General features: G+C 37.4%; 25 protein-coding genes. 9 read left to right on the forward strand and 16 right to left on the reverse strand.

Going from position 1 to position 24097, the window contains the following annotated elements:
• Nucleotides 1-2: 2 nt before the first annotated feature.
• Nucleotides 3-749 carry a succinate dehydrogenase/fumarate reductase iron-sulfur subunit gene (locus BUL40_RS01150; RefSeq protein WP_010516181.1) on the forward strand — a complete coding sequence of 249 codons (747 nt, stop codon included), beginning with the start codon at nt 3-5 and terminating at the stop codon, nt 747-749.
• Nucleotides 750-816: 67 nt separating this feature from the next.
• Nucleotides 817-1293, forward strand: a complete 477-nt coding sequence (locus BUL40_RS01155; protein ID WP_080317745.1) for a very short patch repair endonuclease — start codon at nt 817-819, stop codon at nt 1291-1293.
• Nucleotides 1294-1628: 335 nt separating this feature from the next.
• Here the strand turns inward: BUL40_RS01155 and BUL40_RS01160 are convergent, their stop codons facing one another.
• The 6 genes from BUL40_RS01160 to trhO all read right to left on the reverse strand — a co-directional run bounded on the left by BUL40_RS01160 (nt 1629) and on the right by trhO (nt 8115).
• Nucleotides 1629-2282 carry a CoA transferase subunit B gene (locus tag BUL40_RS01160; protein ID WP_080317746.1) on the reverse strand — a complete coding sequence of 218 codons (654 nt, stop codon included), beginning with the start codon at nt 2280-2282 and terminating at the stop codon, nt 1629-1631.
• Nucleotide 2283: 1 nt separating this feature from the next.
• Complete coding sequence (locus BUL40_RS01165; protein ID WP_080317747.1) at nt 2284-2982, reverse strand: CoA transferase subunit A; 699 nt, start codon at nt 2980-2982, stop codon at nt 2284-2286.
• 21 nt (nt 2983-3003) lie between these two features.
• Nucleotides 3004-5331 (reverse strand): penicillin-binding protein 1A, encoded by a 2328-nt coding sequence (locus tag BUL40_RS01170; RefSeq protein ID WP_080317748.1) that lies wholly within the window; start codon nt 5329-5331, stop codon nt 3004-3006.
• A gap of 1 nt (nt 5332) precedes the next feature.
• A complete protein-coding gene (locus BUL40_RS01175; protein ID WP_010516190.1) occupies nt 5333-5821 on the reverse strand; it encodes a gliding motility lipoprotein GldH in 489 nt (162 codons plus the stop codon).
• Nucleotides 5811-6989 (reverse strand): PSP1 domain-containing protein, encoded by a 1179-nt coding sequence (locus tag BUL40_RS01180; RefSeq protein ID WP_010516193.1) that lies wholly within the window; start codon nt 6987-6989, stop codon nt 5811-5813. Before BUL40_RS01180 ends, BUL40_RS01175 begins: the two co-directional genes overlap by 11 nt.
• A gap of 94 nt (nt 6990-7083) precedes the next feature.
• Nucleotides 7084-8115 carry an oxygen-dependent tRNA uridine(34) hydroxylase TrhO gene (gene trhO, locus BUL40_RS01185; RefSeq protein ID WP_080317749.1) on the reverse strand — a complete coding sequence of 344 codons (1032 nt, stop codon included), beginning with the start codon at nt 8113-8115 and terminating at the stop codon, nt 7084-7086.
• A 245-nt stretch (nt 8116-8360) separates the two neighbouring features.
• Here trhO and recA point away from each other — a divergent pair, with 245 nt between their 5' ends.
• The 4 genes from recA to BUL40_RS01205 all read left to right on the forward strand — a co-directional run bounded on the left by recA (nt 8361) and on the right by BUL40_RS01205 (nt 11887).
• Nucleotides 8361-9368, forward strand: a complete 1008-nt coding sequence (gene recA / locus BUL40_RS01190; RefSeq protein ID WP_010516196.1) for a recombinase RecA — start codon at nt 8361-8363, stop codon at nt 9366-9368.
• A 75-nt stretch (nt 9369-9443) separates the two neighbouring features.
• The gene (locus tag BUL40_RS01195; RefSeq protein ID WP_010516198.1) at nt 9444-9857 is read left to right on the forward strand and encodes a hypothetical protein; all 414 of its coding nucleotides are present in this window, start codon (nt 9444-9446) and stop codon (nt 9855-9857) included.
• A 32-nt stretch (nt 9858-9889) separates the two neighbouring features.
• Complete coding sequence (locus BUL40_RS01200) at nt 9890-10420, forward strand: RNA polymerase sigma factor (protein ID WP_010516200.1); 531 nt, start codon at nt 9890-9892, stop codon at nt 10418-10420.
• Between the two features lie 15 nt (nt 10421-10435).
• Nucleotides 10436-11887: an outer membrane beta-barrel protein gene (locus BUL40_RS01205; protein WP_080317750.1), complete on the forward strand. Its 1452-nt coding sequence runs from the start codon at nt 10436-10438 to the stop codon at nt 11885-11887.
• A gap of 77 nt (nt 11888-11964) precedes the next feature.
• On the opposite strand, the gene BUL40_RS01210 is transcribed toward BUL40_RS01205, so the two are convergent.
• A complete protein-coding gene (locus BUL40_RS01210; RefSeq protein ID WP_029511343.1) occupies nt 11965-12696 on the reverse strand; it encodes a lysophospholipid acyltransferase family protein in 732 nt (243 codons plus the stop codon).
• Nucleotides 12697-12816: 120 nt separating this feature from the next.
• On the opposite strand from BUL40_RS01210, the gene trpS reads away from it, so the two are divergent.
• Nucleotides 12817-13785 carry a tryptophan--tRNA ligase gene (trpS, locus tag BUL40_RS01215; protein WP_080317751.1) on the forward strand — a complete coding sequence of 323 codons (969 nt, stop codon included), beginning with the start codon at nt 12817-12819 and terminating at the stop codon, nt 13783-13785.
• Between the two features lie 228 nt (nt 13786-14013).
• Here the strand turns inward: trpS and dprA are convergent, their stop codons facing one another.
• Complete coding sequence (gene dprA, locus BUL40_RS01220) at nt 14014-15129, reverse strand: DNA-processing protein DprA (protein ID WP_080317752.1); 1116 nt, start codon at nt 15127-15129, stop codon at nt 14014-14016.
• A 95-nt stretch (nt 15130-15224) separates the two neighbouring features.
• Between dprA and BUL40_RS01225 the strand changes: the two genes are divergently transcribed.
• Nucleotides 15225-16169, forward strand: coding sequence for an HU domain-containing protein (locus BUL40_RS01225; RefSeq protein ID WP_080317753.1), 945 nt, complete (start codon nt 15225-15227; stop codon nt 16167-16169).
• Nucleotides 16170-16224: 55 nt separating this feature from the next.
• Entirely contained in the window at nt 16225-16737 is a 513-nt protein-coding gene (locus BUL40_RS01230; protein ID WP_010516212.1) for an acyl-CoA thioesterase, read from the forward strand.
• A gap of 6 nt (nt 16738-16743) precedes the next feature.
• On the opposite strand, the gene BUL40_RS01235 is transcribed toward BUL40_RS01230, so the two are convergent.
• The 8 genes from BUL40_RS01235 to BUL40_RS01270 form a co-directional block, all read right to left on the reverse strand.
• Nucleotides 16744-17580 (reverse strand): aldo/keto reductase, encoded by an 837-nt coding sequence (locus tag BUL40_RS01235; RefSeq protein WP_080317754.1) that lies wholly within the window; start codon nt 17578-17580, stop codon nt 16744-16746.
• Between the two features lie 4 nt (nt 17581-17584).
• Entirely contained in the window at nt 17585-18808 is a 1224-nt protein-coding gene (locus tag BUL40_RS01240) for a murein hydrolase activator EnvC family protein (protein ID WP_080317755.1), read from the reverse strand.
• Nucleotides 18808-19578: a DUF4292 domain-containing protein gene (locus BUL40_RS01245; RefSeq protein ID WP_080317756.1), complete on the reverse strand. Its 771-nt coding sequence runs from the start codon at nt 19576-19578 to the stop codon at nt 18808-18810. Before BUL40_RS01245 ends, BUL40_RS01240 begins: the two co-directional genes overlap by 1 nt.
• A gap of 9 nt (nt 19579-19587) precedes the next feature.
• Nucleotides 19588-20529: a tetratricopeptide repeat protein gene (locus tag BUL40_RS01250; RefSeq protein ID WP_080317757.1), complete on the reverse strand. Its 942-nt coding sequence runs from the start codon at nt 20527-20529 to the stop codon at nt 19588-19590.
• A gap of 6 nt (nt 20530-20535) precedes the next feature.
• Nucleotides 20536-21552, reverse strand: a complete 1017-nt coding sequence (locus BUL40_RS01255; RefSeq protein ID WP_080317758.1) for a sugar nucleotidyltransferase — start codon at nt 21550-21552, stop codon at nt 20536-20538.
• Nucleotides 21553-21635: 83 nt separating this feature from the next.
• On the reverse strand, nt 21636-22070 hold the full coding sequence (gene dut / locus BUL40_RS01260; protein WP_080317759.1) for a dUTP diphosphatase: 435 nt from the start codon (nt 22068-22070) through the stop codon (nt 21636-21638).
• Nucleotides 22060-23523, reverse strand: coding sequence for an oligosaccharide flippase family protein (locus tag BUL40_RS01265; protein ID WP_080317760.1), 1464 nt, complete (start codon nt 23521-23523; stop codon nt 22060-22062). Before BUL40_RS01265 ends, dut begins: the two co-directional genes overlap by 11 nt.
• Before the next feature lie 75 nt (nt 23524-23598).
• On the reverse strand, nt 23599-24081 hold the full coding sequence (locus tag BUL40_RS01270) for a hypothetical protein (RefSeq protein ID WP_080317761.1): 483 nt from the start codon (nt 24079-24081) through the stop codon (nt 23599-23601).
• Nucleotides 24082-24097 lie beyond the last annotated feature (16 nt).

Below are 24097 nucleotides of genomic sequence, written 5' to 3' on the forward strand. Positions count from 1 at the left end.
CTATGAAATTATTTCTAAAAATATGGCGTCAAAAAGATGCCAGTACCAAAGGACAGATGGTAGACTATACCTTGGACGGGGTAGAAGGCGATATGTCCTTTTTGGAAATGTTGGATATCTTAAATGAAGATCTTATCAATAAAGGTGAAGAGCCTGTAGAATTTGATCACGATTGTAGAGAAGGTATATGCGGTACATGTTCGCTACAAATTAATGGAGAACCTCATGGTCCAGATAGGTTGGTAACTACTTGCCAATTGCATATGCGTAAATTTAATGATGGGGATACTATTGTTATTGAACCATTTAGGGCAAAAGCTTTTCCGGTTATTAAAGATTTAATCGTAGATAGAAGTTCTTTTGACCGTATACAGCAGGCAGGTGGATATATCTCTGTAAACACCTCTGGAAATACGGTAGATGCCAATGCAATACCTATAGAAAAGCATGCAGCAGATTCTGCAATGGATTCTGCTACTTGTATTGGATGTGGCGCCTGCGTAGCCGCTTGCAAAAATGCAAGCGCTATGTTGTTTACCTCAGCTAAAGTGTCTCAGTTTGCACAATTACCACAAGGACGTGTAGAAGCTACAGACCGTGTAATGAACATGGTAAGACAAATGGATTTGGAAGGTTTTGGTAACTGTACCAATACTGGGGCCTGCGAAGTAGAATGTCCTAAAGGGATATCTTTGGAAAACATAGCTAGGATGAATAGGGAATATTTGGCCGCTAGCGTAAAAGGATAACTCTTTTAAGTTAATAATACAATTAACCCGAACTATTAAAATAGTTCGGGTTTTTTAATTTAGTACCATGACAGGTTATACGGAACATCCTATTAAAGTGCCACGCTTCAATGAAGCCAATGGCTTTTATACCACACCAGAACGTTCTAGACACATGGGCAAAATAAAAGGTAAGAACACCAAGCCCGAACTAGCTTTTAGAAAGGCTTTATGGCATAAAGGATATAGGTATAGAATAGATTATAAAAAGCTTGTTGGAAAGCCGGATATTGCTTTAAAACAATACAAAACGGTAATATTTATTGATGGCGAGTTTTGGCATGGAAAGGATTGGAAAACACGCAAGCAAAAACTGAAATCCAATAGGGAATTTTGGATTGCCAAAATAGAACGGAACATACAGCGAGACCTTGAAGTAAATAGCCAACTTACCCAAATGGGCTATACCGTTTTTAGATTTTGGCAAAAAGAAATACAACAAAACCTAGCCGGTTGTTTACATCAAATTACTCAACATTTAGAACTTGTTAAACAAAAGGCATAAAAAAAGCTCGAAACGAATTTCGAGCCAATAATTTTTTTAGGAACTTTAATTTTGGTGGCTTTTATAACATAAAGAGCTTTTTAACCAACCTCATAAATCCGCTGAAAAAATCAGTTCGGTAAACCTGAATATCCTCTTCAAAGGCTACAGATTCTTGGTTAAAATTAGAAGTCATGGGAACAAATATTTTATACGGTTAATTTGGGAATTTTTTTAATCATTTCAAACTTAACCTATAAGTATTTTTTAAAAAATAATTTGTTGCAGATGCATTTAATCTTGTTGTAAATACATCTTTTTAACTAATTAAAGCCTATTACACCATAAAAAACCAATTACAACTGCATTTCCGGTATACTTCCTTCTACAATTAAATTACCTTCTGTTGCTGTTTTAATTTCTTCTACAGAAACACCAGGAGCACGCTCTAACAACTTAAAACCATCTGCCACTACTTCTAATACGGCAAGATTGGTAACTATTTTGGTAACGCAACCAACTCCTGTAAGCGGTAAAGTGCACTTCTTTAAAAGTTTAGATTGCCCAGCCTTATTGGTATGCATCATTGCAACTATAATATTATCCGCGGAGGCCACCAAATCCATTGCACCGCCCATACCTTTTACCATTTTGCCCGGTATTTTCCAGTTTGCGATGTCACCCTTTTCTGAAACTTCCATAGCACCTAAAATTGTTAAATCAACATGTTTGCCCCTTATCATGGCAAAACTAGTGGCCGAATCAAAAAAAGAAGCGCCCGGTAAGGTGGTTATGGTCTGCTTACCAGCATTGATAACATCCGCATCTTCATCTCCCTCAAAAGGAAAAGGGCCCATACCTAAGACTCCGTTCTCACTTTGAAATTCTACACTAATATCATCTCGTACAAAATTGGCCACCAAGGTAGGGATACCTATACCAAGGTTTACGTAGAAACCGTCTTTAACCTCTTTTGCAATACGTTTAGCTATTCCATTCTTGTCTAACATACTATCTAGGTCTAACGGTTCTTTGTTCTATTCGCTTTTCAAACTCTTCTCCTTGAAAAATTCGTTGCACCAGAATACCAGGTACATGAATCTCATTTGGGTCTAATTTTCCTGCAGGTAATAACTCTTCTACTTCTGCAACGGTAATTTTTGCGGCACCACACATAACTGGATTAAAATTACGGGCCGTACCTTTAAATATTAAATTACCGGCCTCGTCTCCCTTCCATGCCTTAACCAAAGCAAAATCTGCTTTGTACGCTTCTTCCATCACGTACATTTTACCGTCAAACTCTCTGGTTTCTTTACCTTCTGCCACTTCTGTACCGTAACCAGCAGGGGTATAAAACGCGGGGATCCCTGCTTGTGCAGCCCTACACTTTTCGGCTAACGTTCCTTGGGGCGTAAGCTCCACCTCTAATTCTCCAGAAAGCATCTGGCGTTCAAATTCATCGTTTTCTCCCACATAGGAAGAAACCATTTTATCAATCTGTTTTTTTTGAAGCAATAAACCAAGGCCAAAATCGTCTACCCCAGCATTATTGGAAATACAGGTAAGATTTTTGACATTTAGTTTTACAAGATGCGCTATGCTATTTTCAGGAATTCCGCATAAACCGAAACCACCCAACATAAGCGTCATCCCGTCTTGGATACCATCTAGGGCCTCCACTACGGAATTTACAGTTTTGTTAATCATATGCAGTCTGTATCAGTAAGTTTAAAAGTCTAAGTCATCCAAATCATCATCAGTGTCCATATCCTCCGTGAGCTCTTTGACTACCTTTGTGCAATCCACATTAATAGACAAATCACTTGGCTTATCAAACGCTGATTTGGATATTGCCAACTCCTCATTATCATAGTTGGCTTTCATATACAAGCCCCAAATAGGTAATGCCATGGAAGCGGCCTGCCCATAGGTTAAAGATCTAAAGTGGGTTGCTCTTTCTTCGCCCCCTACCCATACTCCAGTCACTAAATTAGGAACAATACCCATAAACCAACCATCACTTTGATTTTGTGTTGTACCTGTTTTACCCGCTATAGGATTTGTTAGATTATATGGGTAACCCGTCATAATTTCCTTATAAACTCTTGAATTCTTATTGTAGGAGTGTCTTAATCTACCTCCTGATCCATATTGGGTTACCCCTTCCATTAAGTTGAGCATGGCATAGGCCACATCTCTACTTAAAACATCTTTGGTTTCTGGTACATATTCAAACAACACGGTACCATTTTTATCTTCTATCCGCGTAACCATCACAGGTTTTACGTAAACCCCTTGATTGGCAAATGTACCGTAGGCACCAACCATTTCATAAACATTAACGTCTGGTGTACCTAACGCGATAGAAGGCACTTCTGGTAAATCTTTGGTTATACCCATGTTCCTGGCCATTTTTACCACAGAAGCGGGCCCTACATCATCAATAAGCCTAGCCGTAATTGAGTTAACCGAATTGGCCAATGCATTTTTCAGTGTCTTCTTTTCACCAGAGTATTTACCGTCAGAATTCTTAGGGCACCAAGCCTCAATGTTACCATGCTTCATAGGTTCTATACAATACTGCGTATCTGGTAAAGAATCACAAGGAGACAAGCGCAATTGATCTATTGCTGCAGCATACACAAAAGGCTTAAAGGTAGAACCAGCCTGCCTAGCTCCCTGTATTACATTATCATATTGAAAATGTTTGTAATCTATGCCGCCAACCCAAGCTTTTACATGGCCTGTTTGTGGCTCCATGGACATCATTGCCGTACGTAAAAATGTTTTGTAGTATTTGATGGAGTCTAAAGGGGTTAAAATAGTATCCTTTTCGTAAGAATCGCTATTCCAATCAAAAACGGTCATTTCCGTTTTCTTTTTAAAAGAAGCCCTAATTTCACTTTCGCTCTTACCAGCCCTACTCATGGTTCGCCATCTTGCGCTAGACTTCATAGCACGCTCCAAAATATTATCAATTTCGTGCTTTTCTAGGTCTAGAAATGGGGTGGTAGGATTCCTTTCTGGTGTATTTTGCACAAAAAATTCGGCTTGTAATTTTTTCATGTGCGCTTCTACTGCCATCTCTGCATTATGCTGCATTCTAGAATCAATGGTGGTATAAACCTTTAAACCATCTAAGTAGATGTTGTATTTTTCCCCATCCAGTTTAGGGTTGTCCTTTACCCATTGGTTTAACCAACGTTGCATATACATCCTAAAATAAGTGGCCAGACCCTCCCTATGGGATTCAGGATTAAAATTTAAATCCATCTTTGTTTTCTGAAGGGAATCTTTTTCTTTTTCTGAAATGTATCCATATTTGGCCATCTGCGCCAGCACCGTATTTCTACGGTTAAACACCAATTCTTCCCTCCTTATAGGATTGTAATATGAAGAGTTCTTAAGCATACCCACCAACATTGCCGATTCTTGAATCCTCAAATCTTTTGGTTCTTTACCAAAATAAATACGTGAGGCAGAACGAATACCATCTGCGTTATAGTGAAAATCATAGATGTTTAGATACATAGCTATAATTTCCTCTTTGGTATAATTACGCTCCAAACGAGTTGCTAAAACCCATTCTTTTAGTTTTTGGGTAATTGCCTCAAATTTATTTCTAGACCTTACCCCAACAAATAATTGCCTGGCCAATTGTTGGCTAATTGTACTTGCACCACCTTTACTCCCTAAATAGGCAACGGCTCTTATGGTACCCCTAGCATCTATACCTGCGTGATCAAAAAACCGAGCATCTTCTGTAGCTACAAGAGCGTTTACCAGATTATCTGGCAATTGATCAAACGGTACCGGTGTGCGGTTATCTTCCAGATAATATTTTCCTAATGTTTTACCATCGGCAGATATTAGCTCTGTAGCAAGGTTGGTTTCTGGGTTTTCTAGATGTTCGTATTCTGGCATTGGCCCTAAAAGGCCCCATGAAGCAAATAGAAAAGGTAGCGCTACCAACACAACACCACATATAAACAATATCCAGAACCATTTTATGAATTTCAAAAATGGGTTTTTGGTTTTCTTTTTTGTCGTTGCCATTTTATTCTTGTATCGTTTCTAATTGCAGTCCAACATCGGTAATGCCTTTAAGACGTTGCATACCTTCTACCATACCATTTTTACGCATGGCATGTTGCACCTTTAAAGTATATACGCCAGAATCTGGAAATTTGATGTTTTCGCGAAGCCAAAGTTTATTTTCTTTTGTACTACCCCTACCTGTACCCAACCATTCGCCATTTGGCAAGGCCATTTCATACTCCAAGGTATCTACTTGTACTTGTTGGTTAGGCTTTATTAATTTAGTGATTAGAAAAAGATTACTAAACTCATAATCGTTATCATTTCTAACGTTTAAAAATAGGTTGTAATAGGCTGTACTATCCAAGTCTTTTATCTTAAAATCCAAGGTGTCCGCATTGGACCAAATTCCGTTGTTCAACGTTTTATATTCTGTATAGACCACATTGGAATTACATGCTGTAAAAAGCAAAGCAACCAGCATGGAAATACATAACCTACTTGCCATTACCCACCTTGTTTTTAGGATTTCTATTTCTTCTTCCCTTGCCACCTTTGCGCTTTTTGTTCTTTTTACGTTTTGGGGCATCAAAACGGGTAAGACTATCTTGGCCAACTACGTTTTCAAAAACCAACTTTTCATCCAAGGCTTCATCTACAACAGCGTAAGCCTCCAAGCTTTCAATTTTTTGCTCTTTTTTGTTCAGTTCTACTATTTCTAAAACCTGTTCTTTTTTTAAGGCATGCCAATTAGAAACATCTCCACGATAAGCAAACCATAATGTTTCTTTGAAAATATCTACCTTTTGGCAAAAAGCTATTCCTTTCTCCGTTAACAATTTGGTGTCAGATGAAGGGAAATCTTTTAGTGCCTCTAAGTACATATCCAGTTCAAAATTGAGACAGCATTTTAGCTTACCACATTGGCCCGCCAATTTTTGTGGATTCAACGCCAGTTGTTGATACCTAGCAGCAGCCGTACTTACCGACCTAAAATCTGTTAACCAGGTAGAGCAACACAATTCTCTACCACAAGACCCTACACCACCTAAACGTTGTGCCTCTTGGCGATACCCAATTTGACGCATCTCAATACGGATACCAAACGCCTTGGCCATATCTTTTATTAACTGCCTAAAATCTACACGATCTTCCGCCGTGTAATAAAACGTAGCCTTAGAACCGTCTCCTTGAAATTCTACATCACTTAGTTTCATTTGTAGATTTAAGGAAATGGCAATTTCTCTAGAACGTTTTTTTATTGCCTCTTCACGCTCGCGACTACTGATCCAAATGTCAATATCTTTTTCTGTGGCTTTTCTATAGATTTTTGGCAAGGCATCATCAGTAGGATCTACCTTTTTCTTCTTCATTTGAATCTTTACCAGTTCTCCCGTAAGGGTAACCGTACCTATATCATGACCAGATTTGGCTTGGGTTGCTACCACATCGCCAATTGCCAAAGAAAGCCCTTCTGAATTTCTAAAGAATTCTTTTCTACTATTTTTAAACCTTACCTCTACACAATCAAAAGGTGCTTGCCCATTGGGTAAGGACATGTTGGAAAGCCAATCAAAAACGGTAAGTTTATTGCATCCGTCCGTGCCGCAAGTGCCATTGCTCTTACAGCCACGTGGTTGGCCATCCTTACCGGTAGCACAACTACTACATCCCATATATTATATATTGAGTTAGGCAACCTTTATTGCCCAACAAAGGGTTCATAAAAATGTTGAAAGTAAAGATAGCACAATTTAACAATACGCCTGTCTACCGTTTAAATTTTAGCACTTCTGACCTGCCTTTTTTGAAAATTTTATTGCTGGCCTTCTTACCTTTTCTGAGTTTCTTTTGCTCCTCAAATGGCAATGCATTTACCTCTTTACAATGATCAGAACAACAATTATCCATTTTGGCCTTACACTCCTCACACTGAATAAACAGTAGATGACAAGCCTCATTGGCGCAATTGGTATGCGTATCGCAAGGCGCCCCACATTGATGGCATTGTGCAATTACATCTTCAGATATACGCTCTCCCCTTCTATGGTCAAAGACAAAATTCTTACCCAAAAACTTGTTTTCCAAGTTTTTATCCCTAACCTGACGGGTATACTCAATAATACCGCCCTCTAGTTGGTATACATTCTTAAAGCCTTTGTGTTTGTAGTATGCACTGGCTTTTTCGCAACGGATGCCTCCTGTGCAATACATGACCAATTTTTTAGTTTCCTTATGCTCGGCCAGGTTTTCCTCAATTATATCTAGAGAATCCCTAAATGTATCTACGTCTGGGGTAATTGCGTTTTTAAAATGCCCAATTTCACTTTCGTAGTGGTTACGCATATCTACCAATATGGTATTTGGGTCCTCTATAAGCTCATTAAATTCTTCTGCTTTAACATGCAAGCCCTTATTGGTAACATCAAAAGTTTTGTCATTTAAACCGTCTGCCACTATTTTGTTCCTAACTTTTACCTTTAATTTCAAGAAAGACATATTGTCTTGCTCAATGGCAATATTTAAACGAACTCCTTTTAAAAAAGAGATACTATCTAAATGTTTTTTAAACGTTTTAAAATTTTCTGCAGGAACAGATAATTGAGCATTAATGCCCTCTGTAGCCACATAGATTCTACCTAGAACATCTAAATCGTTCCAAGTAAGAAATAAATGGTCTCTTAAAATTTGTGGATTACCAATGTGTGCATATTTGTAGAAAGAAATAGTAAGCCTATCCTTACCAGCCTCCTCAATTAGAGCGGCTCTTTCTTTTGCACTTAATTTATTGTACAGTTGCATGCTATACCAATATTTAAGTTAAAGAATTGTTTTTGCAAAAATACACAAAGAATAAGGGCATCCAAATGATTGGATGCCCTTAGATTAACCATCTTTCTTTTTCATAGAAATATAGGTTTATCATTAAAAATGATAAACAGAGTTTGAGTTAGTTCTTCTAAAAGATGTAAAAGATTAAAAATGGTTGCGTTAGGCAAAAATGGCAAAGAAGTGGTATTTTAGTCTCCTAATTTTTTAAAAACACTATGAGCAAAGATAAAGACGCCAAATTAAAGGCACTAAAGTTAACCTTGGACAAACTGGATAAAACCTATGGCAAGGGCGCGGTAATGAAGATGGGAGACAGTGTTGTTGAGGATGTAGAAGTAATACCGTCTGGGTCTTTAGGATTAGATTTGGCATTAGGTGTTAGTGGTTATCCTAAAGGTAGAATTATTGAAATTTATGGCCCGGAATCTTCTGGTAAAACCACATTGACCTTACACGCAATGGCCGAAGCGCAAAAAGCGGGTGGCATAGCAGCATTTATAGACGCAGAACATGCTTTTGACCGTTTTTACGCTCAAAAACTAGGTGTAGATATAGATAATTTAATTATTTCTCAACCAGACCACGGAGAACAGGCCCTAGAAATAGCAGACAACTTAATCCGATCTGGCGCTATAGATATTGTTGTTATTGATTCAGTTGCCGCATTGACCCCAAAAAGTGAAATTGAGGGTGAAATGGGTGACTCTAAAATGGGATTACATGCCCGCCTTATGTCTCAGGCTTTAAGAAAGCTTACCTCTACCATTAGTAAAACGCAATGTACGGTTATCTTTATTAACCAGTTGCGTGAAAAGATTGGTGTTATGTTTGGCAACCCAGAAACCACAACTGGTGGTAACGCATTAAAGTTTTATGCCTCTGTACGTTTAGATATTAGACGATCAACGCAAATAAAAAGTACAGATGGGGAAGTAATGGGTAACAAAACAAGGGTAAAAGTGGTTAAAAATAAGGTGGCACCACCGTTTAAGACTGCTGAGTTTGATATCATGTACGGAGAAGGGGTTTCTAAAGTGGGAGAAATCCTAGATTTGGGCGTAGCTTATGAAATAATTAAAAAGAGTGGCTCTTGGTTTAGTTATGGTGACACCAAATTAGGACAAGGTAGAGACGCCGTTAAAACATTGATTGATGACAATCCTGAGCTAGCAGAAGAGCTAGAAGGTAAAATTAAAGAAGCAATCGCGGCCTTAAAAGAATAAATTTTTCTTAAAACCATAGGGAATACGCAACCCCTAGAGCAAGTTTTCATCTTTATAGTGTTGAAATAAAAGACTATGAAGAAACTAGCTTTAGGGGTTTTTCTATTTTCATTTTGTTTGTTTTTCTCTAATTGCGATGTGGATACCGGAGAGAATTTTCACTTTGAAGCCTTGGCCATAACAGATGCCCAGGTACCAGATACGTTTAGGCTCAATGAAAATTATAAGCTTGCAGTATCGTTTATTCGCCCAGATAATTGTACCTTTTTTGAAGGATTTGATGTTGTTTCCGGTGATGGTGGTGTGCGTTACATTACAGCTGTGGGTTCTATTATAGATGGAAATGAATGCGAAGTATTGAATGACACCGTAACCGCCAATTTGGATGTAACCATACTCATTGACCAAACTTATGACCTCAAATTCTATGCTGGATTAGACAGTGACGACAAAGCAAAATATTTGGAATATACCGTTCCGGTAGAATAATTACGAACAATACTAATTACCTGACCAACAATTTGAGTCTAGAAGAACTCATAAAAAACTGTAAAGCGAACAAGCGTAGCGCACAAGAGCATTTGTATAGACAATATGCTGGAATTCTCTATGGAATCTGTTTAAAGTATTCTAAAAACAAAACAGAAGCTGAAGATAATTTGCATGACAGTTTTATGACCATTTATGAAAAAATAGGACAATATAATTTTAAAGGTTCTTTTGAAGGTTGGATTAAAAGGATTACCGTAAATACGGTATTACAGAAATATAGAAAGGATGCATACTTGGATATTGTTTCTGAAAACTGGCCAGAGAATGAAGACGATGATGAAGAATTACCAACCATTAATTTAAGTACCCTGTTAGGTTACATTCAAGAATTACCCAACAAATACCGAGTAACCTTTAATCTTTATGTTTTAGATGGATACTCGCATAAAGAAATAAGTGAATTATTGGGCACCTCTCCTGGAACATCTAAATCTAATTTGGCAAGGGCACGGAGCATTTTAAAAGAAAAAATAATTAAAGAAAGCATCAATATTGCTTAAATACCTACAGTGATAATGAAAAGGAATAATTTGGATAAACTCTATCAGGAGCAATTTAAAGATTTTGCGCCGCCACCAAACCCGGAGGTTTGGCAAAGAATAGAGGCATCTTTAAACGAAAAGAAAAACCGGAGGATAATACCCATTTGGTGGCGTTTTGGCGGCATTGCCGCAATCTTAATTTTGGGCCTACTCACTTTCTCCCTATTCTTTAGTAAAGAAAACCAACCATCTATTAAACAAAAAGTAACTACCACAACTACTAAAAAAGCTACAGATAATACCAAAATTAACAACACACTTAAAAATAATGATGCCTTGGTAAGGGGTAATCCCGACTCAAATAAAAATGAGGCGAATGCTATTACCACACATACTACTACAAAGGCTATAAATAGAAATAGAACCAGTGCAGAAAATCCAGTTTTAAAATCAAATAGTGCCGTTGTTTCCAATAAAACCCAAAAAAACAAAGACGGTTTTAAAGCTAACGAGGCAGCTATTAGCAATGAATTGCCTAATAAAACTAAAGCTGATATAGTAGCAACTAATAATAAGCCTGAAGCAAACAATACTGAAAATACCGTCTCTAAACAAAATAAAACAAATGGTATTTTATTTGAAGATTCTAGAGTAGCTCAAAATAAAGCTGTAAAAGACACCCTTGTAAATCAGCAAAAGAAATCAATTTTTGAAGCCATTGAAGAAGCAGAAGAAGTGGTGCAACAAAATGACGATGAAACCAAAAAATGGTCTTTAGGCCCATCCGTGGCGCCAGTTTATTTTGATGCCATTGGTCAAGGCTCCCCTATACACTCTACTTTTAACAGCAACAGTAAATCTGGCAATCTTAACTTAAGCTACGGTCTTACGGTTGCGTATCAAGTAAGCAAAAAAATAAGCTTACGTTCTGGTGTACATAAAGTAGATTACGGCTATGATACCAAAGATGTAAGTTTCTCTTCGTCTTTAAGCGCATTAAATAATGGACAAATAGAAAACATTGATTATTCGCAATCTGCAAGAACCATTGTTGTTTCTAGCGCCAAAGAAAGAACGGCCGCATTTAGTGATAATGCAGAAGTAGCCAATACAGTAGCTCCGTTGTCTGGCAGAATGGTGCAACAGTTAGGCTATATAGAAGTACCCATGGAACTTAATTACCGTTTATTGGACCATAAATTTGGTATAAATGTCATTGGAGGGGTATCATCCTTATTCTTACTAGACAACGCAGTTTCTTTAGAAAGCAATGAACTGGTTACAGAAATGGGCGCTGCAAACAACGTTAATGACGTAAGCTTTAGCACAAATATTGGCCTTGGCCTAGATTATAAAATCAACAACGCGTTAAAGATTAATCTAGAACCAATGTTTAAATATCAATTAAACACCTTTAACAATACATCTGGAGAATTTAGACCTTATACCATTGGGGTATATAGCGGATTGCGTTTTCAGTTTTAAACAAAGAAGTTGGTTAGGTTGGTCGATTTATCGACAATCTTTAAGACCTCGTAGGAGCCTACGGGGTCTTTAAATTTTTAAGTTAATTCTTGATAAAGTAATTGCCAAGTCTGTTGTTTTAACATTTGAGTGTCACTTACGTCTAATAACGCTGTAGGCACAAACGGAAAGGTCTTTACTCTTAACGGCCCTGGAGCTCCACTAAAAAACTCCCAAGGAAATCGTTTTTTACAATCATAAAACACCATTGAAACGATTGGTATATTATGTCTAATGGCCATACGAAACGCACCATCTTTAAACCGGTCCAATACAACGTCACTTTCTGGTACACCGCCCTCTGGAAAAATACAGATACTCAAGCCCTGCTGTAATCTAGCTTGTACCCTTTTGTAAACCGCCGCCCTACTTTTAGGGTTCTCCCTATCCACCAAAATACACACCCTCTTGTAAAAGAACCCAAATATTGGAATTTTAGCCAATTCTTTCTTGCCCACAAATACAAAAGGATTCTTGCTCACATACAACATAAGCATAATATCTAGCATGCTGGTATGGTTGGCTACTAGCATGTAGTTTTTATGCGCCTCCATTTTTTCGGCTCTTGTAATTTTGGGCAAACACCCCATACCATATAAAATTGTTTTGGCCCAAATATTACGCGCCAGCCAATAAAACTGGGGATATGTTTTTTCAGAGAAGGTGGTTGCTAAAAGCAAAGGAGAAAAAACCAAAATTGGCAGTGTTACCAAGAGGTAAAACCATATTCGATATACCGTATGGCCTATATACTTCAAAATCTTTATCACCGGGTAAAAATACTTATTCTAGATTATACCGTTCAAAACTACATTCAATGTGTCATATTTTGTAGTTCAATCCATTTTATAATCATTTGCATATTGCTACTTTTACCTTTTTAAATTACTATGGCAAGAGTATTAACAGGAATACAAAGTACAGGAGTACCGCATTTAGGAAACATTTTAGGCGCCATAAAGCCCGCAATTGAGCTTTCTAATGACCCAAAAAACGAATCGTTCTTATTCATAGCTAACATGCATACCCTAACCCAGATTAAAGATGGGGAATTGCTTAGACAGAATACTTATGCGGTTGCTGCAACTTGGCTGGCGTTTGGTTTGGATATTGATAAAACCGTTTTTTACCGTCAAAGCGATGTACCACAAGTGGCAGAATTATCTTGGTACTTAAGTTGTTTTTACCCTTACCAACGTTTAACCTTGGCCCATTCTTTTAAGGACAAGGCAGACCGCTTAGAAGACGTAAATAGTGGCCTATTTACCTACCCCATGCTAATGGCAGCAGATATTCTAGCGTATGACGCAGATATTGTACCTGTTGGTAAAGATCAATTGCAGCACATAGAAATGACTAGGGATGTAGCCAATCGGTTTCATAATGCAATGGGAGAGACTTTTATAATACCAGAGGGCAAAGTACAAGAAAACACAATGTACATTCCAGGAACAGACGGCCATAAAATGAGCAAGAGCAGGGGAAATACCATAAACCTTTTCCAAACCGATAAAAAGTTACGCAAGCAGATAATGGGTATTGTTACGGACAGTACACCAATGGAAGAACCAAAAGATCCTGCAAAAGATAATGTTTTTGCCCTTTATAAATTGTTGGCAGCACCTGAGCAGATAGAAGAAATGAGCGCCAACTATTTAGCGGGTAATTATGGCTACGGACATGCCAAACAAGCGTTGTACGAAGTAATTTTAGAAAAATTTGCTGAACCTAGGGAGCGTTATGAATATTACATGAACAACCTTAAAGAGGTAGACGAAGCCTTAGCCATAGGAGCAGAAAAAGCGGGTAAAATTGCAAACAGCGTTATTGATAGGGTAAGAAATAAAGTAGGCTATTAAAAATAGTTAGAAAAGGGTGTACTGTAATCTTAAAAGCCTTGTTATTAATCGAACATTTTTAAGCATCTATACGTAGAAAGTGAGAACCTTGACTGGGAATTGTAGTTATACATTCTATGCAATACGCGTATTAAGGCGATAAACGTTTAAATATTTCTGCTAAACCACCAAACCTATTGTACCAAACAGTCTGGTATAAAAAAGAAATGCAAACAAACGATTAACCGCCTAGACCACCTCGAACAACTTACCTGGTAAAGGGCGTATCAATCCTTTCATTTCCATATTCAACAATGTGGAAGAAGCTTTGAAAATGGGCAGATTACACTCAAGGGCCACGATGTCTAGCAACTGTTTTCCGTTTAACTGTAAGTAATTGTAGATAGACTTTTCTGTTTCGTCCATAGAAACGAACAACTGTTTTTGAATAACCTTTTCCTCTTGTTTTTCTAGTTGCCAACGCAGCAAATAAATTAGTTCTGCAGCACTTGTAAGCATTTGGGCCTTTTGGTTTTTTATTAGATTGTTACACCCTAAACTATAATTATCCGTAACCCTACCTGGTACCGCAAAAACTTCCCGGTTATAACTATGCGCCAAATCTGCGGTTACCAAACTACCACCTTTATCTGCAGACTCTACTACTATAGTTGCTTCGCTTAAACCCGCTATGATTCTGTTACGCTTTAAAAAATTCTCCCTATCTGGTTTACTGGTACTCCAAAACTCAGTGTAAAAACCACCATTCTCTAACAATTTGGGTACGTACTTATCATGTGCTTTTGGATAAATTTGATTTAAACCATGAGCCAAACATCCAATTGTTTGTAGTCCGTTATCCATCGCGGCACGTTGTGCGGTAATATCAACGCCGTAGGCAAAACCACTTACAATTACCGGGTTTAACGGTGCAATTTCTTCTATAAATTCATTGCAGAATCGTTGTCCGTAACTGGTTATTTTTCGGGTACCCACTATACTTATCAACTTTCGGTTTTGTATGTCAATATTTCCCTTTTGGAACAAAAGTAGAGGACTGTCTACACAATGTTTTAAGTATCTTGGATAAGCCGGCGATTTGTAATGTACATAGCTAATATTATTTTGCTGAATGTAGTTTAATTCTGCTTCTGCCTCTTCTAAAAAAATTGGATCAAAAAACTGCTCTAACATAACAGAGCCTATTCCGTCAATTTTTTGAAGTGTACTTTGTTTCTCGTTAAACAGGGTTGAAACATCGCCACAGTGTTCTAATAATTTTTTTGCGTTTATAGCCCCAATTTTGGGTATGCGCTGCAATCTTAACAAGCCAAGTAACTCACTATCAGTTAGTGGAGCATTCATTCAAAAGTTTTTCACAATATACCCAAAACCAAATGTTAATAAAAAGTTACTCGTAGATATTTTACACTCGTTCATTTTTTACAATATTTGCCCTTATGCGTTTAGAACACTATATAGCAGAATTATTATACCGTTACAATTGCGTAGTAGTACCTGGGTTTGGTGCTTTCTTGGCAAATACAAATTCGGCTCGTATAGTGGGCAACACCATTCATCCGCCTTCTAAAAGCCTATCCTTTAACCAACAACTCCATAAAAATGACGGTTTGTTGGTTTCCCATATAGCTAGTAGCAAACAACTATCTCATGACGCCTTGTTAGAAGAAGTAGTTTCCGTAGCCAAAAACTGGAAAGAGAAATTGGTTGCAGGTGGTGAATTACGATTAGAAAAAATAGGCAAACTATGGATGGGGCAAGAAGAGCGTATTTTATTTGCCCCAGAAGGACAAGAAAATTATTTAGCCGCTGCCTTTGGTCTTAGTTCCGTAAACGGTCAAAAAGTTACCAGAGAAGTTCTAAAAGAAGAGGTGGAAGCCTTGGAAGAAGCTATACCATTCTCAATAACACCAGAAAAAAGACATAACCCTATTCGCCCATTGTATAAATATGCTGCGGTGGCGTTATTATTACTTGCAACTGGTACCACTTCGCTATTGGTACACAAGCAAAACCAATCCAATAAATTATTGGTTGCAGAACAAGCAAGAGAAGCGGTAGATAGACATATACAAGAGGCCACTTTTTTTCAAACGGCCCCGTTAGAATTACCACCGTTAGATGTCAAGGTCACGAAAAAAGAGACCGCTATAGCGTACAACCATCATATTATTGCCGGTGCATTTAGGGAAAAAGCAAATGCCGACCGTAAAATTGGCCAATTGCAGGCTCTGGGCTATAAGGCAAGATATTTGGGTACCAACAAATTTGGACTGCACCAAGTGGCCTACCAAAGTTTTGTTGAAAGTAGCGATGCGCTGCGTTATTTAAGACAAATAAAACGAACGGTATCCAAGGATGCCTGGATGCTCTCTGAAAAGTAGACCACTACTTCTATTTAGCATTTTTATTTAATTACCTTTGCGCAAAATTTTAAACATGCGCACTAAAACACCTAGCGAATCCCGTACAATTATGACCGATATGGTTTTACCAAGTGAAACCAATCCGTTAAATAATTTATTTGGCGGCGAATTACTGGCGCGTATGGACCGTGCCGCAAGTATAGCGGCCAGACGGCACAGTAGACGAATTACGGTTACGGCTTCTGTAAATCACGTAGCATTTAATCGCTCTGTTCCTCTAGGCAGTGTTGTTACGGTAGAAGCAACCGTTTCAAGAGCATTCAATTCTTCTATGGAAATTTATATTGATGTTTGGATGGAAGATCGGATAAGCGGTGAAAAGGTTAAAGCTAACGAAGCTATCTATACTTTTGTAGCCGTAGACGAAACCGGAACACCTACAGAAGTGCCTAAGTTAAAACCCGAAACCGAACTAGAACAACAGCGTTATGATGCGGCACTACGCAGAAAGCAACTTAGTTTAGTGCTTGCTGGTAAAATGAAACCAAACGATGCCACAGAGCTCAAGGCTTTGTTTACAAAATAATACGCCTTAAAAATCAAAATTATCTGGATCTGGCCCAAAACGATGCTGCTTATCCATAGCATCTAATAAGGCCATATCTTCTGCTGATAACTCAAAGTCAAATAGGGCTGCATTGGCAACAATTCGGTCCTTTTTTGAAGATTTTGGTATAGTAACCACACCTTTCTGTAGATCCCATCGCAATACAATCTGAGCAATGCTTTTGTTGTACTTTTTGGCCAACTCTTTAAAGGCATCCAACTCAAAAATTTTACCCTGCATCATTGGGGACCAGGCTTCGTATTGTATCTGATGCTTTCTGCAAAAATCCAATAATTCTTGCTGCACCAAATACGGATGAAACTCCATTTGGTTTACCATAGGTACTATTTCGGCAGTAGAAAGTAAATCTTCTAAATGATGTTGTAAAAAATTACTAACTCCTATGGCCCGTATTTTTTTCTCCCTATACAATTGCTCTAAAGCTTTCCAGGTTTCCTTATATTTTCCTTTTACCGGCCAATGAATCAAATACAAGTCTAGATATTCCAATTGTAATCGCTCCAGACTATCGTTAAAGGCTTTTATAGTACTTTCATAGCCTTGGTCTGCGTTCCATACCTTAGAAACCACAAAAATGTCTTCTCTGGCAACTTTACTCTCTTTTATAGCCTGCCCTACACCTTCCTCATTTTTATAAATAGACGCTGTATCTATGTGCCTATAGCCAGCATCTAAAGCCCATTTTACCGCATTAATAACCTCAGTACCGTCCTCTGACAAATAAACTCCTAATCCAAAATAAGGCATTTTAACACCATTATGTAAAGTAAACGTTCCTTGTAAGTTTGTTATTTGTTCCATAAGTCTACATTTGGTAAATCCATTGCTCTGGATTTAATTTAACGGTATTTTGATAGAGGTAAAACTTTAATTTGGTTTCGTTGTTTAACGCATTGGTATATATCTCGCCAATAGATTCCTTAACTTTTACCTTATCACCTTTTTTTACGTATACACTGGCCAGGTTAAAATACATACTAATGTAATTGCCATGCCTCACATAAACACCTTTTTGGCCAGTTCTTAAGGACATAATCTCAATTACTTCTCCCTCAAAAATGGCTCTAGCCTTTTCGCCTTTATCGGTAGTTATGGTTACCCCATTATTTTGATGCTTGATTCCAGGATACAATTTATCGGCATATAACCCATAACCTTGGCTTTTAACACCCTTTTCTACCGGCCAGATCAATTTTCCCTTATTTGCAGAAAAATTGTTGGCAATGAGTTTGGCCTCAGGTGTCAATTCAAACTTAGAGGAACTTTTTCCCCCAGTTTTTTTATTACTACTTGCAATTGCACTTTTAATCAAGCGGTCTATCTCGCGGTCTATCCGTTTAGATTCTTTCTGTTTGTCCGATATTATTTTGGCATATTTACTTTCATTGGAGCGAATACTTTTTAATAAGTCTTTTTGGGACGCCACTTCTTTTGCCAATTGATTTTTAACTTGTGTATTTTCTTGTACCAATTGGTCTTTTATTTTGCGCTGCGCAACTAAATCTTTGTTTAAATCCGTAAGTTCTTGCGTGCGGGCAACAATCTGTTCGCCTTGATTCTTACGGTATTTGGTATACTGCTTTATATATTGAAGACGCTTAAAGGCTTGAAAGAAATTCTCGGCAGATAATAAGAACATGATACGGTTTTCATCCGTCTTATTTTGATACGATTTTTGAATCAGGGTAGCATATTCTTCCTTAAGTGCTTTAAGCTCTTCTCTTAGCTTACTTATTTTACGTACGTTGGCGTTAATTTGCCTATTCAATAAATTTGCTTGCTGGTTGGTTACTTTAATTAATTCTTGACTTTTATTTATTTTTTGATCTAACGCCTCCAATTGATCAAGAACATTGCCCTTTTCTTTTTTTTCTTGAAAAAGCAAACGGTTCATTTCTTTTATTTCTTTTTGTATGCGCGCTCTTTTTGCCTCTAGGACCTTTTGTTCACTAGATTGAGAAATACCCAAATAAGGTAGAAATACCAATAACCCTAACAATAACCCTTTATGTAACCGACTTATATGCATTAACGAGCGTCAATATTTTTAAAACCACTTGGTATTTTGTAGGGAAAATTTAAAGTCTTACCCAATTCTATATTGCGATATTCTAGATTTATAGTAGTTTTCTCCCCTTTATTATCTATCTGAACATTTACCATATTTGGAATAATCTTATTGCTTACTTGCTGATAGGTGTAATCCATATCTAAGGATCTTGCCTCTGCATGCTGCCTTAATTCCTGTCTAGAAATCTTAAAATACTTAGAATCCACGAACAAGAAAATACTGTACAAATCTTCTTGTTTCTTTGGTGTTAGTTTATAGGTGTTGTTTACCACGTTTGTCTCATACTTATGATTTCTTAAGTCTAATATGGCATTACCCAACAACAGATTTTGTACTTTTTCAAAATTCATTTCTGTTCCCAGCATCTCGGTAAGATATGCAAAGTCACCATCAAAATATTCATTATCCAAACGGTTATAAAAACTCACCCTATCTGGTGTAATCAATGCTTTGAACATACCAAAGGGTGCACTTAACCAAATAGCTTCATCTTTTTTCATACGTAAACTAACGGATACTGATTGATCTGCATCTGCACTTGTGTACTCAATTTTAAGCTTTCCTGTCAAGGTATTATAGTCCGTAAGGTTTTTGTAATGTTGTTGAATAATTTTTTTAGCAGTTAATGAAGGGTCTACCGTCCCAGAGGACAATACTTTAGTACTTTTACAGCCACCTATAAAAAGCAAGGCCAAGAAAACAAATCCCAAATAAATATTCCCTTTCATACATTCAAATTAAAAACCTGGTCTTATTTTATTTTTGTAGTAGTTGGCTTTGGTTGGGTTATGCATGGCCGTATAGGCAGCAGCCAACGTATTATAAAATTTATTGGCCAGCTTTATATCATCAAATAAATAATCCAATCCACCTTCTAAAACCTCTATTGCTTGGTAATTTTTGTCTTTTTTATGTAGAGCAAGACCATAAGCATAATAAAAATAGGGTTGTAGCGGATAAGACTCTAGAGCGGATGCTGCACGTAGTGCCACAATCCCATAATTTTCCATCTTTATTTGTTGCTCCAAGTTAAATTGAATACTAGAAACCGGATTACCTTGTTGCCGAACTACAGTGCTTGAAAATGTTTTTTGCACATTGTCTTGTCTTCTCCTTAAGGCATCGTCTATCTTTACGGCCAGGTTGTTTTTAAAGTCGCTATTTGTAAGTTTTTCTAGTTGTTCCTTGGCTAAAGTATAGCTGCTTAAATTGTAATAAGCCAATGCTAGATTCTTTCTTATTTTTTCGTTATCTAAATTTAAATTGTGGTCAATACCGTCCAAGTTGGTGTTTTGAGCATTTAAAAGTTCTACTAAGGAGTAGAGGTACCAATAATTTTCTGGCTCATTGGTCAATGCTTCCAAAATAAATTCTTGCGCTTTAACAAAGGATTTATCCAAAGCATAAACCTTTCCTAGCTCATGATTTATAACATTAGAATTGGGCTGTAGTTGTTTGGCTTCCAAAAACAAATTAATTGCCCTATCATAATTTTCGATACTCTTTTGGCGTAGACCATCAAAGAACAATTCCTGAAACCTATCGGTATAATCTCCAAGAAAGACTTCGGCAGATTCCTCTACCTGGGGTATAGAATCGTTATTGTTTTGGGCAAGGCTTTTTAGGCCTGTAAGTAAGCAGGCAACATATACACCTATAACAAAACAACTTTTCTTCATAAATTTTTATTCCAATGTAGAATAATCCCCAATACTTATGGTTTCAAAATTACCATTGTATTTTACGTGATTTCCAATCATAGCATTGTCCAAATTAGCATTTTTGATAGAGGAATGCGCTTGGATTAAACTATTTTTAACGGTAGAATTCTCAATAACGGTATGGTCTCCTATTGAAACAAAAGGGCCTACCGTAGTATTTTTAAGCACCACGTTTTCTCCTATAAAACAAGGTGGAATAATATTAGCATTCTCCTCTTTAACGGTGTCCGAAATTAATTTTTCCCCATCTTGCTCTAAGAATCCTAACATGCGCTGGTTGGTTTCTACGGTTACGTTTTTGTTACCACAATCCATCCATTCGGCAACCTTGCCCGTTACAAAAACTTTACCGTCTGCCATCATGCGCTTAATACCATCGTTTATTTGATATTCACCCCCATTGATAATATCGTTATCCAACACGTATTGCAATTCGGTTTTTAACACACCAACATCTTTGAAGTAATAGATACCTATTACCGCTTGGTCACTTACAAATTCTTGTGGCTTCTCTACCAGTTCCACAATATGGTTCTTATCGTTTAAGTTAACCACACCATAAGCCGACGGATTATCTACTTTTTTGGTCCAAATAACACTATCCGCAGTTTTATCTAAATCAAAATCTGCCCGTATTAGCGTATCTGCATAAGCTATTACAGCAGGGCCAGATAAAGATGGTTCTGCACACATTATGGCGTGCCCTGTACCTTTAGGATCTAGCTGTCTGTAAATTGATGCCTTAGCACCCAATTCGTGGGCAAGCTTCTCTAAACTAGTTACTACGTCCGCTCCAAAAAATGCAGGGTCTCCTAAAATAAAAGCAATTTCTTCTATAGGCTCACCCAATACTTTGGCAATATCACTCACCAGACGATGTACTATGGGTTTACCGGCAACGGGGATTAAAGGTTTTGGAACAGTTAACGTGTGTGGACGCAGTCTAGAACCACGACCCGCCATTGGTACAATGATTTTCATTTATTATTCAATTAGTTGTCGTATAAAAACGACTAATTTTTAATTTCATTTTATATCCTAAAAAGGAACTATTTATACTGCTGTTATTTTACACCCGTACTGCCAAAACCGCCCGCTCCACGTGCTGTTTCTGAAAGCTCGTTAACCTCTATCCATGTGGCACGTTCATGTTTGGCAATAACCAATTGGGCCACACGCTCACCATTTTCAATGGTAAATTCTTCATTGGACAAATTCACCAAAATAACACCAACCTCACCTCGGTAATCGGCATCTACTGTTCCCGGGGCATTAAGTACGGTAATCCCTTTTTTGGCCGCCAGACCACTTCTAGGACGTACTTGGGCTTCATAACCTACAGGTAGTTCTATAAACAAACCTGTTTTAACAATGGTTCGTTCTAAGGGTTTTAGCAGGATTGGCTCCTCTATGTTAGCCCTTAAATCCATACCTGCAGACGCCAACGTTTCGTAATGCGGTAAAGCATGAGCCGATTTATTTATGATTTTAATTTCCACGTTTTATGAATATTGCTTTTAACTTATCGCCTTCCATCTTATAAATGACCCCCAAAAATAGGCAAAGCAAAAAGGAACCAACGATTAAGTTACGGTTAAAAATATAGAATGATGAAAAGGAGAATAGTATAGATACCCCTCCGTAAAATATAATCTTTCTCATATTGTAGGGTACAGGATACAATTTTTTACCCATGTAATAACTTAAACACATCATTGCGGTATACGCGCATAAGGTTGCTATTGCAGAGGCCATATACCCTATTTTGGGTATAAAAATAATATTGATGGCCAAGGTAATGATAGCACCTATTACCGATATAAAAGCACCATAGCGTGTTTTATCCGTAACCTTATACCAAACGGACAGATTGTGATAAATACCCAAAAAGAAATTGGCAAGCACTATAAACGGTACAATTTTTAATGCTTCCCAATAAGCTTCATTGGGGATTAAAACCAATTTAATAACATCGGCAAAGACAACTACTACTAGTAAAATTATACTCCCAAATATGACAAAATAATCCGTGATTTGAGCATAGCCTTTTTGCGGATTTTTAGAATCTGCATGACTAAAAAAGAAAGGTTCTATACCCAATCTAAAGGCTGTAGAAAAAAGCGTCATAAAAACGGCTAGTTTATAACATCCAGAGTATTTTCCTATTTCTGATTTAGATATATCTGCTGGCAACAGCCACTCTAATAAATACCGGTCAAAAACTTCATTTATAGTATAGGCAACTCCCGCAACTAATACGGGCATGGCATAACGCATCATACGCCTCCATAGCGTGGTCTCAAAAATATACTTGGTATCTAGGTAAATACCGCCTACCCACAAAAAGGCGATTCCGCTAGAAATGGCATTGGCTATAAAAACATATTCTACTTGAAAATCCTCTACAAAAATGGCCCGCCACAAGGCATTATCACTTTCTTGTAACTTGGGTAGAATAGCCAAAAAGAATAAATTGAGAAATAAATTTATTGCCACTGTAGTAACCTTTACCACCGCATAACGCATAGGGCGCTCTTTCGCCCGCAACCAGGCAAATGGGATAATGGTCAATGCATCAAAAGCCAAGACCGCTACAACGATTAAAAACAAGGTGTTGTCTAACTCTAAAAGCGTTGCGATACCCGATTTAAAAATCCAAGAAATTATGACAAAACCTAATGTAGTAGCTGCTACACTTATTAAACTAGTAGAAATTACATTTTCTTTGTTAGCCTCTTTATTAAAAAAACGAAAAAAAGCCGTCTCCATTCCATAGGCTAATACCACATTGCAAATGGCAATAAAAGTAAATACCAAAGAGGTTTCACCATAGGTACTGGTATTCATAACCCCAGTATGAAAAGGCACTAGAATAAATGAGAGTATCCGTGGTAAAACCGTGGCCAAACCATAAATAAATGTTTGTTTAAACAGTTTGTTGAGGATGCTCAATTGGGTAGATGTTTAACAGAAACCCCGAAGTAGAACTTCGGGGAAATTTAAAAGATAAAGGTACACATTTTAGGCCTATTGATACATTTTTGGCTTTAGTTCCTTTACGTTATCAATTTTAAGATATTTGAGTTCACCGTTTTCTGTATAACTAATCACACATTCATTTTCTGACAGCTCAAATGGATTTTCCTTTTGTAATTTTGGAGGTTTGTTACCTACCTCTTTCTTTGGGTCTGCATGCATTACAATGTCTGGTTTATCCATTTTATTACTAAAATTTGCTTCAGCATACATTTCATCTGAATTCTTCACCATTTTTAAATCCGCAACTTTGCCCCTAAAAAAAGCTTGGGCAAAGGTTACCCCTTCTTTATCTAATTGCCCAACGGGAATTTTAAGTTTGGTGCCAGAACCACTTTCTGCCCTACCACCTGCCCAATACTGGCAGGTAACATCACCTGTTGTAAATGGGGCTTCCTTAACAAAGGTTTTTTGCGACGAACAACTACTAAGCGTAAAAATCAAACTAAAAAATATATAGGAAAACCATTTCATTTTGTACTATTTATTA

Origin of the sequence: Croceivirga radicis (genome assembly GCF_002072105.2) — a bacterium.
GTDB lineage: Bacteria > Bacteroidota > Bacteroidia > Flavobacteriales > Flavobacteriaceae > Croceivirga > Croceivirga radicis.

Bases quoted from the DNA above. Each gene is read 5' to 3' on its own strand.
- BUL40_RS01150 (WP_010516181.1), top strand. From the start codon at position 3: ATGAAATTATTTCTAAAAATATGGCGTCAAAAAGATGCCAGTACCAAA.
- BUL40_RS01155 (WP_080317745.1), top strand. From the start codon at position 817: ATGACAGGTTATACGGAACATCCTATTAAAGTGCCACGCTTCAATGAA.
- BUL40_RS01160 (WP_080317746.1), bottom strand. From the start codon at position 2,282: ATGTTAGACAAGAATGGAATAGCTAAACGTATTGCAAAAGAGGTTAAA.
- BUL40_RS01165 (WP_080317747.1), bottom strand. From the start codon at position 2,982: ATGATTAACAAAACTGTAAATTCCGTAGTGGAGGCCCTAGATGGTATC.
- BUL40_RS01170 (WP_080317748.1), bottom strand. From the start codon at position 5,331: ATGGCAACGACAAAAAAGAAAACCAAAAACCCATTTTTGAAATTCATA.
- BUL40_RS01175 (WP_010516190.1), bottom strand. From the start codon at position 5,821: ATGGCAAGTAGGTTATGTATTTCCATGCTGGTTGCTTTGCTTTTTACA.
- BUL40_RS01180 (WP_010516193.1), bottom strand. From the start codon at position 6,989: ATGGGATGTAGTAGTTGTGCTACCGGTAAGGATGGCCAACCACGTGGC.
- trhO (WP_080317749.1), bottom strand. From the start codon at position 8,115: ATGCAACTGTACAATAAATTAAGTGCAAAAGAAAGAGCCGCTCTAATT.
- recA (WP_010516196.1), top strand. From the start codon at position 8,361: ATGAGCAAAGATAAAGACGCCAAATTAAAGGCACTAAAGTTAACCTTG.
- BUL40_RS01195 (WP_010516198.1), top strand. From the start codon at position 9,444: ATGAAGAAACTAGCTTTAGGGGTTTTTCTATTTTCATTTTGTTTGTTT.
- BUL40_RS01205 (WP_080317750.1), top strand. From the start codon at position 10,436: ATGAAAAGGAATAATTTGGATAAACTCTATCAGGAGCAATTTAAAGAT.
- trpS (WP_080317751.1), top strand. From the start codon at position 12,817: ATGGCAAGAGTATTAACAGGAATACAAAGTACAGGAGTACCGCATTTA.
- dprA (WP_080317752.1), bottom strand. From the start codon at position 15,129: ATGAATGCTCCACTAACTGATAGTGAGTTACTTGGCTTGTTAAGATTG.
- BUL40_RS01225 (WP_080317753.1), top strand. From the start codon at position 15,225: ATGCGTTTAGAACACTATATAGCAGAATTATTATACCGTTACAATTGC.
- BUL40_RS01230 (WP_010516212.1), top strand. From the start codon at position 16,225: ATGCGCACTAAAACACCTAGCGAATCCCGTACAATTATGACCGATATG.
- BUL40_RS01235 (WP_080317754.1), bottom strand. From the start codon at position 17,580: ATGGAACAAATAACAAACTTACAAGGAACGTTTACTTTACATAATGGT.
- BUL40_RS01240 (WP_080317755.1), bottom strand. From the start codon at position 18,808: ATGCATATAAGTCGGTTACATAAAGGGTTATTGTTAGGGTTATTGGTA.
- BUL40_RS01245 (WP_080317756.1), bottom strand. From the start codon at position 19,578: ATGAAAGGGAATATTTATTTGGGATTTGTTTTCTTGGCCTTGCTTTTT.
- BUL40_RS01250 (WP_080317757.1), bottom strand. From the start codon at position 20,529: ATGAAGAAAAGTTGTTTTGTTATAGGTGTATATGTTGCCTGCTTACTT.
- BUL40_RS01255 (WP_080317758.1), bottom strand. From the start codon at position 21,552: ATGAAAATCATTGTACCAATGGCGGGTCGTGGTTCTAGACTGCGTCCA.
- BUL40_RS01270 (WP_080317761.1), bottom strand. From the start codon at position 24,081: ATGAAATGGTTTTCCTATATATTTTTTAGTTTGATTTTTACGCTTAGT.